At 71.8% G+C, this 12,963-nt stretch carries 10 protein-coding genes; 5 read left to right on the top strand and 5 right to left on the bottom strand.

Annotation, left to right across the window (positions count from 1 at the left end; genetic code table 11):
• Positions 1–79: 79 nt before the first annotated feature.
• The 4 genes from O1W71_RS10645 to mtrA all read right to left on the bottom strand — a co-directional run bounded on the left by O1W71_RS10645 (position 80) and on the right by mtrA (position 4,866).
• Entirely contained in the window at positions 80–745 is a 666-nt protein-coding gene (locus O1W71_RS10645; RefSeq protein WP_269267812.1) for a ComF family protein, read from the bottom strand.
• A gap of 89 nt (positions 746–834) precedes the next feature.
• Positions 835–2,508: an LpqB family beta-propeller domain-containing protein gene (locus O1W71_RS10650; protein ID WP_114588516.1), complete on the bottom strand. Its 1,674-nt coding sequence runs from the start codon at positions 2,506–2,508 to the stop codon at positions 835–837.
• Positions 2,508–4,178, bottom strand: coding sequence for an MtrAB system histidine kinase MtrB (gene mtrB / locus O1W71_RS10655; RefSeq protein ID WP_269267813.1), 1,671 nt, complete (start codon positions 4,176–4,178; stop codon positions 2,508–2,510). Before mtrB ends, O1W71_RS10650 begins: the two co-directional genes overlap by 1 nt.
• Before the next feature lie 7 nt (positions 4,179–4,185).
• Positions 4,186–4,866, bottom strand: a complete 681-nt coding sequence (mtrA, locus tag O1W71_RS10660) for an MtrAB system response regulator MtrA (RefSeq protein ID WP_112617343.1) — start codon at positions 4,864–4,866, stop codon at positions 4,186–4,188.
• 142 nt (positions 4,867–5,008) lie between these two features.
• Between mtrA and O1W71_RS10665 the strand changes: the two genes are divergently transcribed.
• The 5 genes from O1W71_RS10665 to O1W71_RS10685 are packed head-to-tail and all read left to right on the top strand — an operon-like array spanning position 5,009 to position 10,324.
• Complete coding sequence (locus tag O1W71_RS10665) at positions 5,009–6,259, top strand: hypothetical protein (RefSeq protein ID WP_269267814.1); 1,251 nt, start codon at positions 5,009–5,011, stop codon at positions 6,257–6,259.
• The gene (locus O1W71_RS10670; protein WP_269267815.1) at positions 6,256–6,888 is read left to right on the top strand and encodes a DUF4129 domain-containing protein; all 633 of its coding nucleotides are present in this window, start codon (positions 6,256–6,258) and stop codon (positions 6,886–6,888) included. The genes O1W71_RS10665 and O1W71_RS10670 overlap by 4 nt, the downstream gene beginning before the upstream one ends.
• Positions 6,885–8,054 (top strand): DUF4350 domain-containing protein, encoded by a 1,170-nt coding sequence (locus tag O1W71_RS10675; protein ID WP_269267816.1) that lies wholly within the window; start codon positions 6,885–6,887, stop codon positions 8,052–8,054. The genes O1W71_RS10670 and O1W71_RS10675 overlap by 4 nt, the downstream gene beginning before the upstream one ends.
• Positions 8,051–9,016, top strand: a complete 966-nt coding sequence (locus tag O1W71_RS10680) for an AAA family ATPase (RefSeq protein ID WP_269267817.1) — start codon at positions 8,051–8,053, stop codon at positions 9,014–9,016. The genes O1W71_RS10675 and O1W71_RS10680 overlap by 4 nt, the downstream gene beginning before the upstream one ends.
• A gap of 6 nt (positions 9,017–9,022) precedes the next feature.
• Positions 9,023–10,324, top strand: a complete 1,302-nt coding sequence (locus O1W71_RS10685; RefSeq protein ID WP_269267818.1) for a DUF58 domain-containing protein — start codon at positions 9,023–9,025, stop codon at positions 10,322–10,324.
• A gap of 264 nt (positions 10,325–10,588) precedes the next feature.
• Here O1W71_RS10685 and katG read toward each other — a convergent pair whose 3' ends face one another.
• Entirely contained in the window at positions 10,589–12,934 is a 2,346-nt protein-coding gene (katG, locus tag O1W71_RS10690) for a catalase/peroxidase HPI (protein WP_269267819.1), read from the bottom strand.
• Between the last annotated feature and the right edge of the window lie 29 nt (positions 12,935–12,963).

Genomic DNA, 12,963 nt, shown 5'->3' on the forward strand with positions numbered 1-12,963 from the left:
TCCGGTCCGCCCGGTTCAAGGGCGGACCTTCGTTCGCCTTGGTCTCCCCCACGCTAGTGCGGCGAGCGAGCAATGTCACTCATGAACCGCCAGGAATATCTCCGACCGTCATCCGCAAGGGCGTGTCGGCGAGCACGACGGCCCCGACGACGCGTGAGCCGGCCTCGTGGAGCGCACGCCGAGCCTCGCGCAGCGTCGCCCCGGTGGTCATGACGTCGTCGACGATGACAGCGGCCGTCGTGCCGGGCCGTGCCACGAACGAGCCCGCGACATTCCGCTGCCGCTCGGCGCGGTCGAGCCGACGCTGATCGAGGACGCGGCCGCGCACGCGGAGCCGACGTGCCGTGCGGACGTCGCCGTGCCGTGCGATCATCTCGGGCACGGCGTACCCCCGTCGTCGCAGGGCCGCCCGAGACGGCGGAACGGGAACGAGCACGGCGTCCTCCCACCCCGCATCGCGGACGAGGCCTGCCACCAGACGGCCGAGGGGGCGGCACAATCCGGTGCGGCCGTCTTCCTTGAGCGCGCGGATGATGCGTGCCGCAGCGCCCTCGTACCGCGCGAGGCTCCGGACGTCGAGACCGTCGGCATCGCGCCGGCGCGGCCGCGGCAGCTCCGCGACGCACGTCGCGCAGAGCGCGCGTCCCGGTGCGTCGCATCCGGCGCACCAGACGGGCATCAGGAGGTCGAGCGCGTCCGCGAGGTGTTCTCGCCAGGACTCGGGACGGGAGGCGATCGGCTGCACGCTTCCATGCTGTCGAGGCGCTCGCGTCGCCCCTGGCACCGAACCTCCCCGTTGTGGAAGAGAGCGCCGACACGGCCGGTGGGGAGGAGTCAGCGCGGCGAACCCTGTTGGCTGGCGAGCACCCGGATGCCGCCCGCGACCGTCGGCCAGGCCTGGCCCTTCTGCGCGTAGAGCACGCCCTCGCCGTCGAGCAGCCGCACGGCGCGCAACTGATTCGTCGCTGCGATGGCGACCGGCCCCGCCGGCGCCGTGATCCGCTCGCCGAACCCGCCCACCGACTGCGAGATGACGACATCGGCGTCGCCGTCCTCGGCGAGGACCGCGATGGTCGAACCGTCGACCCAGCTCGCGTCGATGCCCGTGCCCGGCAGCTGGGTCACGGTCTCACGATCGCCGAGCCCGACGGGCGAGCCGTCGTCGTCGCGGAGGATGCCGGCGATCCACAGCGCCGGGCGCGAGCCGTCGCGAACCAGGGCGGCGATGCGCGTTCCGTCCCGTGACACCTCGATGCTCGAGATCTGCGATGCGCCCGGCCAGGCGTTCGCGATGGAGACGACCGTTCCGTCCGCCCCGGTCGCCGTGAGCCCCGACGGCGCACTGGCGGGGACGCTCCAGATGAATCCCTGCGGATCGATCGTGGGGTCGATCAGGCCCGCCCGCTCGTCGACGATCTCGAAGGTGGCGTCATCGCGCGCGCGCACGACGGCACCGGCGGCCGTGCGCACAGCGGCCGCACTCCGGTCGGTCCCCACCTGGATCGACTCGGGGTCGAGCTCGGGGATGACGGTCGACAGCCCGGGCAGCGGCTCGATCTCGGAGCCGGAGAGGAACCCGAAAGCGTCTTCGGTGAGCACGGCGGGTCGGACGTCGACGCGGATAGGACGGACGTCCACCGCCTGCGCAGCGACCGGCTCACCGTCGACCGACATCTGGGCGCCGCGGATGCCGGCGGACTGGAGGCTCGCGTCGAGCTGCGCCTGCATCCGGTTGCGGGTCTCGGGCACGATCGCGAGCGCAGACTGCGACAACGGCACCTGTGCAACGCCCCCCTCGAGCGGAACCGCGCGGGTCGCGAGCTCGAGGCTCTCGGGGAACGCCGAGTACACCGCGCCGGACAGCCACGGGCTCGGGTCGCCGTCGATGAGGGCCTCGGTGATGTGGGTGGCCGCGTTGGTCGCCGGAAACCAGCGACGATCGGGCACGAGATACGTCCACGAGCGATCGAAGTACATCACGGAGTATTCGCGGAAGACCGCTTGGAACCGGGCGCGGTCGAGCACGACGCCGTCGGGGGCGTCCGAGATGCGCCACTCGCCGTCCACCTCGACGAGAGCGAAGTCGAGCGGCATGGATCCGCCGTCGGTCACCGACAGCGCGCCGGACGCGTCGACCGCGGCCTCAGGGGTGATGGAGACCGTGACGGTCCCGTCGCCGGCGACGGTGTACACCCGTTCGCCGGGAAGGTCGATCGTGGCGCGCGCGGTCGGCTGCCACGACGATCGGAAGTCCGGTGCGAGGAACTGCCGGGCGGTCCCCCAGTCGTCCCGAGGCCCCGACCCGGCCGCGAGGAAGCCCGCGACGATCTGCTGCGGCGTTGCTCCCGGGGGCGGATCGTCGGGCAGGAACGAGAAGTCGACCGAGCCGGCTTCCTGATCGATCGGGGCGCCCGCGACGACCGGACCGGAGGTCGGCAGCCCCGTGCAGCCCGCGAGCAGCAGCACGAACAGCATCCCCAGGACGGCGGCGACCGGGCGCAGACGCATCACGACGAGCCTTTCGCGGAACGAGGAAGGGAGATCGGCTGGGTCAGGCCCAGGTCGTCGAAGGGTACGCCATCCTCACCGGGATCGACCGAGAGCGGGGAGTGCCCGTCGAGCGGCTCGCGGCGTCGAGGGATGGTGAGCACGAAATTCGTTCCGCGCCCCAGCTCGGACCACACCGCCAGGGTGCCGCCGTGGAGCCGCGCGTCGCCGAGGGCGATCGAGAGCCCCAGGCCGGTGCCCCCGATGGTGCGCTTGCGTGACGGATCGGCGCGCCAGAAACGGTCGAAGACGCGCTCGGCGTCGGCCGGGCGCATCCCGAGGCCGTAGTCGCGCACGCCGATCGCGACCGCTCGGGCATCGCTGTCGACGCTGACGACGATCGGTCGGCCTTCGCCGTGCTCGATCGCGTTGCCCAGCAGGTTGCGGACGATCCTGCGCACGCGTCGCGGGTCCATCTCCACGGGCGAGTAGCCCCCGGGTGCCACGAGGCGCACGTCGCTGCCGTGCTGCTCCGCGAGCTGCGCCATCGATGCGATGACATCCTCCGCGAGCTGCGTCATGCTCGTCGGCTCGCTCTCGAGCTGCACCGAGCCCGCGTCGTAACGGCTGATCTCGAGCAGATCGGTCAGCAGCACCTCGAACCGGTGCACCTGGTCGTGCAGCAGCTCCGCGGCGCGCGCCGCCACCGGATCGAACTCCTCGCGCCGATCGTTCAGCATGTCGGAGGCCAGCCGGATCGTCGTCAGCGGCGTGCGCAACTCGTGCGAGACATCCGATACGAAGCGCTGCTGAACCTGCGAGAGCTCCGCCAGCTCCTTGATCTGGGACTCGATGCTGTCGGCCATCGCGTTGAAGGACCGTCCGAGGGTCGCGAACTCGTCCTCGCCGCGCACCTGCAGCCGCACCGCGAGGTCTCCCGCCGCCAGTCGCGAGCTGCTCTCGGCGGCCTGGGCGATCGGCTCGGTGACCGAGCGCAGCACGATCCACGAGATCGCGCCGATGAGGACGACCAGCCCCACGCCGACGATCCACAGCGTGATCTGGACGAAGCCGAGCGTCTGGGCCTCGCTGGCGAGGTCGTACCCGAGATACAGCTCGTAGGCGCCTACCTCCGGCAGCACGATCTGCTGCCCGACGACGATGCCGGGCACCTGCCCGCCGCCGGAGACGGCGAAGCCGACGGGCTGCCACCACTGCAGCTCGTCGTCGCTCTGCACCTGTGCGCGAAGCGCGTCGCTGATGCGGTCGGCCGGGAGACCCGCCGAGTCGAAGTCCTGCGGCGCGATGGCGGACGGTTCCGAGGAGATCCGGAAGGCGGCGATGCGATCGGTCGAGGACTGCCGCTGGATGGACGTCCGCACGCTCTCCATCAGATTGTCGACGGCGACGACGTCGCCCCCGACCTCGGCGGCATCCAGGGTCGCCTGCGCCGACTGGGTCGCGCGCTGCGCCTCTCCGAGCAGCTGCGAGGTGCGCGACTCGAAGAGGTCGTTCTGGATCGCCAGCGACATCCACACCAGCGCCACGGTGATCGTCAGCGCCGTGGCGCCCAGCGTGATCGCGACGGTGCGGAACCGCAGCGATCGTCGCCAGGTCCGGGCGAGCCGGCGCCCCCAGGATCGCCAGCCGTGCGTCGCGACCGTCGCCGTCGTGACGGTGCGGATGGGCATCGGCGCGTCAGATGACGGCGCCGGCGCGATAGCCGACGCCGCGGACGGTCGTCACGATGCGCGGGTTGTCTGGGTCGATCTCGACCTTCGCCCGCAGCCGCTGCACGTGCACGTTCACGAGCCGCGTGTCGGCCTTGTAGTGGTAGCCCCACACCTGCTCGAGGAGCATCTCGCGCGAGAAGACCTGCTGCGGCTTCGAGGCGAGCGCGACGAGCAGCTCGAACTCCAGCGGCGTCAGCGCGATGGCGTCGCTGCCGCGCCGCACCTCGTGGCCCTCGACGTCGACGACGAGGTCGCCGATGCGCAGCGACTCGGAGGCCGACGCGACGGCGGGGCGCAGGCGCGTGCGGATGCGGGCGACGAGTTCCTTGGGATTGAACGGCTTGACGATGTAGTCGTCGGCGCCCGACTCGAGCCCGCGCACGACGTCGGCCGTGTCGGTGCGCGCGGTCAGCATGATGATCGGCACGCCCGACTCCGCACGCACCTGCGTGCAGATCTCGATGCCGTCCACGCCGGGGAGCATGAGGTCGAGGAGGATGAGGTCGGGTTTCTCGGTGCGCCAGGTCTCGACAGCCGCCGCGCCGTCGGCGCAGAAGACGGTGTCGAACCCCTCGGTGCGCAGCACGATGCCGATCATCTCCGCCAGTGCGGTGTCGTCATCGACCACCAGGATGCGAGAAGTCATGGGCGGCGTTCGTCTTTCGGCTCGGGCTCGCGCGCGACGTGCGCGTATTCACCGTACCCGACCCACGGACCCGCGACTCCGGATGCCGCGCCCTCGTGTGACACGATGGGTTCGACCGAGCCGACTGTTCCAGGAGTGCATCGTGACGTCATACCCCGCGTGGACGCCGGCGCCGCGTCCCGGCATCATCCCGCTTCATCCGCTCTCGTTCGGGGTGATCCTGGGCCGTTCGTTCTCCGCCCTGCGGCAGAACCCCAAGGTGCTGCTGGGCTTCGCGCTGGTCGTGCAGACGGTCGCGATCCTCGTCGCCACCGCGGGCATCGTCGCGGTGGGCTTCGCGACGTTCGGCCGACTCGCGTCGCTGCGCCCCGGCACCGACGAGTTCGAGACGGTCCTGGCCGGGTCCATCGCGATCAGCGGGGCGACGGCGCTGGTGCTGTCGCTGGCCTCCGGCGCGCTCGGCGTGCTCGTGCAAGGCGTCGTGGTCAGCGAGGTGGCCCATGCCGTCGTCGCCGAGAAGCACACGCTCGGCGCGCTGTGGCAGCGGGTGAAGCCGGTGGCGTGGCGACTGATCGGATACTCGGCTCTGGTCTTCCTCATCGTGGCCGTCGTCATCGGCGTCCTCGCCGCGGGCGTCATCGGGCTCGCCGTGAGCGTGGGGCCGGCGGCGATCGTCCTCGCCATCCTCCTGGCCTTGTCGGCGATACCGCTCAGCCTGTGGCTGAGCACGAAGCTGCTGCTGGTGCCCTCGGTCATCGTCCTCGAGCAGGCGAGCGTCTTCGGGGCGATCGGGCGATCCTGGCGGCTCACCCGCGGCCGGTTCTGGCCGACCCTCGGGATCATCGTCATCATCTCGATGAGCTTCGGCATCCTCGCACAGGTCATCAGCGTGCCCTTCTCGTTCGTCACGATGGGGCTGACATCGGTCATCACTCCCACCGGCGACCCCGAACCCGGCCAGATCATCGCCCTGCTCGTCGGCACGCTGTTCGCCCAGGCGTTCGTCACCCTCATCCAGACCATCGCGGTCATCGTCCAGTCGACCGCCGGCGCGCTCGTCTACGTCGACTGCCGGATGCGCCGCGAGGGACTCGACCTCGATCTGTCGGCGTACATCGATCAGCGCGATGCCGGCACGCCCGCGCCCGATCCGTATCGGCGAAACGTGGGACGCGCGATGGACGGACGCTGGCAGCCGCCCGCGGCCTATGCCGGCACGCAGCCGGGCTACCCGCCGCCGGCCGCGCAGTACCCCGGCTATCAGCCCGTTCAGTCCCCGCCCGCCGGATCGCCCGCGCCGCAACAGCCCGCCGCGGCCGCCGAGCCCCCCGTCGCACCGGCGGACCGCCCGTCGTCGACCGACTGGACCGCTCCGGGCGCTGACCGCGCATGAGGCTCTTCGCCACCCCGATCGCACCCGACCCGGACGAAGCCCGTCGATGGGCGGAACAGGAATTGTCGAAGACCGCGTACCAGGAGGCCGAGCCCACCCCGATCGACCGCTTCGCGCGCGGCGTCGTCGACTTCCTCGCGGCTCTCTTCAGCGGGCAGGTCCCCGCGACGCTCGGCCCGTGGCTCGCGGTCGGCGCGATCGTGGTGCTGCTGGTGCTGGTCGCCGTGGCGATCCTCATCTGGGGGCGTCCCCGCGCGGTCGTCCGCTCGCGCGCGAGCGTGCCGCTCTTCGGTGAGGACGAGACGAGAAGCGCCGCTCAGCTGCGCTCGGACGCCGAGGATGCCGCGCGCCGCAGCGCGTGGGACGAAGCCATCGTGCTGCGCATGCGTGCGCTCGCCCGTGGACTCGCCGAGCGGACGATCGTCGACCCGGCCCCGGGCACGACCGTGCATCGCTTCGCTGCTGAGGCGGGGCGCGCCTTCCCGGCAGAGAGCGTCGAGCTCGAAGCGGTGGCGCGGACCTTCGACGACGTTCGCTACCTTCGACGCCCGGGAACAGCCGAGGGCTACGCCGCCGTGCGCACCCTCGATGAGCGACTGGCCGGCGCGCGGGTCGAGGTGCCCGCATGAGCGCGGGGGTCGCGACGCCGCCCGTCGGCCGTCGATCGCGCTCGGTGCTCGGCTGGGCGGCGGTGACCGCCGGCCTTCTCGTCGCCGGCCTCGCCGTCGCCGCCGTCGCCGGCATCAACACCATGCCGGCGCAGGGCCTCCTCGATCCGGAGGCCGCCGGGCCGGAGGGCTCGCGCGCACTGGCCGAACTGCTGCGCGATCGCGGCGTCGAGGTCGAGATCGCCCGCGACCGCACGGCCGCCCTCCAGGCGCTCGAGGGCGGCGACGCGACGCTCGCGATAGCCGACACCGCACCCCTCGATGACGACGACCTCCGGGAGCTGCGGGATGCCGCCTCCGTCGTCGTCCTGCTCGAGCCGCGCACGCGCGATCTGCGTGTGCTCTTCGGAGAACCGCGCAGCGCCGGCTTCGGCGACGGCTCAGCCGTCGCACCCGCATGCGACCTGCCCGCCGCAGCCGTCAGCGGGCCGGTCCGGCCGGGCGAGGTGTTCACCGGAGACGGCGCAGACCGCACCTGTTACGCGGCCGGCGACGGCTACGGCCTCATCGTCTCGGGCCGCGGCGCCGACACTGTCGTCGCCCTGGACGCGACCGCGCTGCTGGTCAACCAACGGCTCGCCGAAGCGGGCAACGCCGCGCTCGGCCTGAATCTGCTGGGCGGCACCGGCATCGTCGTGTGGTACCTGCCGTCGATCGGCGACGGTTCTCTCACCGCCGCGCCGTCGCTGGGTGAGCTCACGCCGCCCTGGGTGACACCGTCGATTCTCCTGCTCGTCGCCTCGGCCGTCGCGGCCGCCATCTGGCGGGGCCGGCGCTTCGGCCCGCTCGTGGTGGAGAATCTGCCCGTCACCGCCCGCGCGTCCGAGACCACCGAGGGTCGGGCACGCCTGTACGCCGCGTCAGCCGACCCCGTGCACGCGCTCGACCAGCTCCGCCGCGAGACGTTGCGCCGCATCGCGCGCCTGCTGGGACTCGGCGCCGCCGACGCCGGCGCGATCGCCGATGCCGCGGCGAGCCGCATCGGAGACGATCGCGCGCGCGTCCGCGGCATCCTGCTCGATGACCTCCCCCGTATCGATCGCGACTTCGTCGACGCCGCCGACCGTCTGCGCGAGGTGGAAGCAGCAGTCCTCCGATCCGTCCGTCCCGAAAGGAACACCCCATGAGCGAGACCGCACCCGGCGACCTGCGCGAGGCGATGAACCGCGTCCGGCTCGAGGTCGGCAAGGCCGTCGTCGGACAGGACGGGGCCGTCACGGGCCTCCTGATCGCGCTTCTCGGCCGCGGACACGTGCTGCTCGAGGGCGTGCCCGGCGTCGCCAAGACGCTGCTCGTGCGCACCTTCAGCCGAGCGGTCGGCCTCGACACCGCCCGCATCCAGTTCACCCCCGACCTCATGCCGGGCGATGTCACCGGATCGCTCGTCTACGACGCCCGCGCCGGGGAGTTCGAGTTCCGTTCCGGGCCCGTCTTCACCAATGTGCTCCTCGCCGACGAGATCAACCGCACGCCGCCGAAGACGCAGGCCGCGTTGCTCGAGGCCATGGAGGAGCGCCAGGTCTCGGCCGACGGCGTCTCGCGTCCGCTGCCCGATCCGTTCCTCGTCGCCGCGACGCAGAACCCGGTCGAGCACGAAGGCACCTACACCCTGCCCGAGGCCCAGCTCGACCGCTTCCTGCTCAAGCTCGTGATCGACCTGCCCGCGCGCGACGACGAGATCGCCGTGCTGCGCCGCCACGCCGACGGTTTCCGACCCGGATCCCTCGAGAGCGCGGGTGTGTCGGCGGTCGTGACAGCGGCCGAGATCCGCGCCGCCCAGCAGGCCGCGGCCGCCGTGGCGGTCTCGGACGACGTCCTCGGATACGTCGTGGATCTGGCCCGGGCGACCCGGCAGTCCCCGTCCGTCCAGCTGGGCGCGAGCCCGCGTGCCGCGACCGCGCTGCTCGCCGCCGCCAAGGCGTGGGCTTGGCTGGGCGGCTACCCGGCGATCACGCCCGACCACGTGCAGACGATGCTCGTTCCCGCGTGGCGCCACCGGCTGCAGCTGCGCCCGGATGCCGAGATCGAGGGCGTCTCCGCAGACACGATCCTCAGCTCCGTGCTGCAGCAGACCCGCGTCCCGATCTGAGGCGTCGTGTACCTCTCCGGCCTGTTCGTGCTGCTCGTCGCCGCCGGCGTCGTGCCCGTCGTGCTCGCCCCCGCGGCGGGGCTCGATGCGGCGTGGGCGGCGCTCGCGTGGATCGGGCTGTGCCTCGTCCTCGCCACCGTCGACGTCATAGCCGCCGGACCGCTGCGCACCGTTGAGATCGAGCGTCGCATCCCCTCACGCGCGCGGGCGGGCGAGCCCGTCGAGACGAGCATCCTGTTGCGCAATCGCGGGGCCCGCGGTATCCGTGGTCTCCTTCGCGACGGCTGGCAGCCGACCGCCGGTGCCGGCGACGCCCGCGCCGCCGTCGACCTCCCTGCGGGTGAGCGGAGAGTTGTCGCCATGCCGCTCCTCCCCCGGCGCCGGGGCGAGCTGCGCTCGGCGTTCGTCGCGCTGCGCAGCCGCGGCCCGCTGGGCCTCGCGGGACGGCAGCGCGTGATCGCGGCACCGGGTGCACTGCGCGTGCTGCCCCCGTTCGCCTCGCGCCGGCATCTGCCGTCGCGGCTCGCCCGGCTGCGCGAGCTCGATGGAAACACGAGCGTCCAGGTGCGCGGGCGCGGCACGGAGTTCGACAGCCTGCGCGAATACGTGCGGGGGGACGACGTCCGCTCCATCGATTGGCGCGCGACCGCCCGCGCCGGGACGACGATGCTGCGCACCTGGCGTCCGGAACGCGATCGTCACGTCGTGATCGTCATCGACACGGGCCGCACCAGCGCATCGCGCGTGGGTGACGGTGTCCGTCTGGATGCCGCAATGGAGTCGGCGCTGCTGCTCAGCGCCCTCGCTCAACGTGCCGGCGACCATGTCCATCTGCTCATGTTCGACCGTGCTCGGCGCGCGCGAGTCACCGGCATCGACGGCCCGCGGTTGCTCCCTGCCCTCGTGGACGCGATGGCACCGGTCGAGCCGACGCTCATCGACACCGACTGGAACGCCGTGCTCACGGAGGTGCGTGCGCTGACGTCGCGGCCCTCTCTCGTGGTGCTGCTGACCGCGCAGGACGCCCCCGATGCCGCCCGAGGTTTCCTCGGAGCCCTGCCATCGCTCACGGAGCGCGCCACCGTTCTCGTCGGGTCGGCACAGGATGCACCCGAGCCTGCGCCGGCTGAGCGTACCGCCGAGGACGTCTACCGCGAAGCCGCGATCGCGCACGCCACGCGCGATTCGGAGTCGGTCGCGGCGGCGATCCGTCGCGCCGGCGGCGCCGCCCTCAGCGCGACGCCCGACGTGCTGCCCCCCGCGGTCGCCGACCACTACCTCGCACTGAAGGCCGCCGGCCGCCTCTGACCCAACCCGCAGCCGTGCTCTACCCCGGGCCCCGCGTTGCGGCTTCCCCTTCACCTGGCAGCTCGCGCCCCCTCGCGCCTCGAGTTCGGGCACCAACTGCCAACCCACACCCGCAGCCCCTGCTCACCTGGCAGCTCGCGCCCCCTCGCGGCCCAGGTTGGGGCCCCAACTGCCAACCCAAACCCCAACCCGAACCAGCGCGAGCAGGGACGACGAAGGCCCGCCCCGGGGAATCGGGACGGGCCTTCGCAGGGATGCTGCGGCTCAGCGCAGGTCGAATCGGTCGAGCTCGGTGACCTTGGTCCAAGCGTCGACGAAGTCGCGCACGAACTTCTCGCTCGCGTCATCCGAGGCGTACACCTCGGCGATGGCGCGCAGCTCCGAGTTGGAGCTGAACAGCAGGTCGACGCGCGTGCCGATGCCGATCTCCGACCCGTCGGCGTTCACGCCGCGGAAGGCGTGCGAGCCGGGGTCGAGCGGCTTCCACGTGGCGCCGAGGTCGAGCAGCTTCACGAACACGTCGTTCGTCAGCACGCCCGGACGCTCGGTGAACACGCCGAAGGACGATCCGTCGTAGTTCGCTCCCAGGGCGCGGAGGCCACCGACGAGCACGGTCATCTCGGGCGCGCTCAGCGTCAGCAGGTTCGCCTTGTCGATGAGGTGGTGCTCCGCCGGCAGGAACGCGTTCGGGCCGTAATAGTTGCGGAATCCGTCGGCGACCGGCTCGAGGTGGCTGAACGACAGCTCGTCGGTCTGCTCCGCGGTGGCGTCGGTGCGTCCGGGACGGAAGGGAACCGTCACCTCGACGCCGCCGTCGCGCGCGGCCTTCTCGACACCGGCGTTGCCCGCCAGCACGAGGAGGTCGGCCAGCGAGACCTTCTTGCCGTCGGTACGGCCGTCGTTGAACGACGCCTGCACGCTCTCGAGCACGCCGAGCACGCGCTGCAGCTGGGCCGGGTTGTTGGCCTCCCAGTCCTTCTGCGGGGCGAGACGGATGCGGGCGCCGTTGACACCGCCGCGCTTGTCGCTGCCCCGGAACGTCGAAGCCGCGGCCCACGTCGTCGAGACGAGCTCGCTCACGGTCAGGTCGGTTGCGAGGATGCGCGCCTTGAGGTCGGCGGCATCCGCGTCATCGATCAGCACGTGGTCGACGGCGGGCAGCGGGTCCTGCCAGATGAGCTCCTCCTGCGGCACCTCGGGTCCGAGGTAGCGGGCGATGGGGCCCATGTCGCGGTGCGTGAGCTTGAACCAGGCGCGCGCGAACGCGTCGCCGAAGGCCACCGGGTCGTCCTTGAAGCGACGCGAGACCTCGTCGTAGGCGGGGTCCATGCGCAGCGCGAGGTCGCTCGTGAGCATGCGCGGCTCGCGGCGGCCGTCGGAGTGCGCGAGCGGCACCATGTCGGCACCGGCACCGTTGACGGGACGCCACTGATGTCCGCCGCCGGGGCTGCGCATGAGCTCCCAGTCGTAGGCGTAGAGGATGTGGAAGAACTCGTTGTCCCAGCGGGTGGGGTGATACGTCCAGGTGACCTCGAGGCCCGACGTGATCGTGTCGTCGCCGTGGCCGGTGCCGAAGTTGTTCTTCCAGCCCAGGCCCTGCATCTCGACGCCCGCGGCCTCGGGGTTGTCCTCGAGGTTCGAGTCGGGGGCCGCGCCGTGGGTCTTGCCGAAGGTGTGGCCACCGGCGATGAGGGCGACGGTCTCCTCGTCGTTCATGCCCATGCGGCCGAACGTCTCACGGATGTCGCGGGCCGACTTCAGCGGGTCGGGCTCGCCGTTCGGACCCTCGGGGTTGACGTAGATGAGGCCCATCTGCACGGCGGCGAGGGGCTTCTCGAGGTCACGGTCGCCGGAGTAGCGCTCGTCGGCGAGCCACGTCGTCTCGGGGCCCCAGTACACGTCGTCGTCCGGCTCCCAGACGTCGGGACGGCCGCCGGCGTAGCCGAAGGTCGAGAAGCCCATGGACTCCAGCGCGACGTTGCCGGCGAGGATCATGAGGTCAGCCCACGAGATCGACTGGCCGTACTTCTTCTTGACGGGCCACAGCAGGCGCCGAGCCTTGTCGAGGTTGACGTTGTCGGGCCAGCTGTTCAGGGGGGCGAAGCGCTGCTGGCCGGCCCCACCGCCGCCGCGGCCGTCGGTGACGCGGTACGTGCCGGCCGAGTGCCAGGCCATACGGATCATGAGCGGGCCGTAGTGACCGAAGTCGGCCGGCCACCAGTCCTGCGAGGTGGTCAGGACCTCTTCGATGTCCTTCTTCACGGCGGCGAGGTCGAGCGACTCGAACGCGGCCTTGTAGTCGAAGTCCTCACCGACGGGGTTGGCCACGGCGGGGTTCTTCTTCAGGATGCGCAGGTTGAGCTGGTTCGGCCACCAGACGTGGTTGGCGTTGCCGACCGTCGGGTGAGGCTGTCCACCGTGCGATCCGTGGCCGTGCCCCTGTCCCTGCTCGCCGCCGTGGATGACGGGGCAGCCGCCGGCGTCGTTGGAACGCGGCCGGGTCTCGCCGTCGGCGCGCTCGTCTTCGGGTGTGTCGATGGGGGTGACCGCCTGGTCGGTGTCGGTCACGTCCTCGCCGATGGGCGCGGACTGCTGGTCGCGATCGCTCATGGGGATCCTTCCGTTGGGGGTTTTCGGGA

Source organism: Microbacterium sp. H37-C3 (assembly GCF_027157935.1).
GTDB lineage: Bacteria > Actinomycetota > Actinomycetes > Actinomycetales > Microbacteriaceae > Microbacterium > Microbacterium plantarum.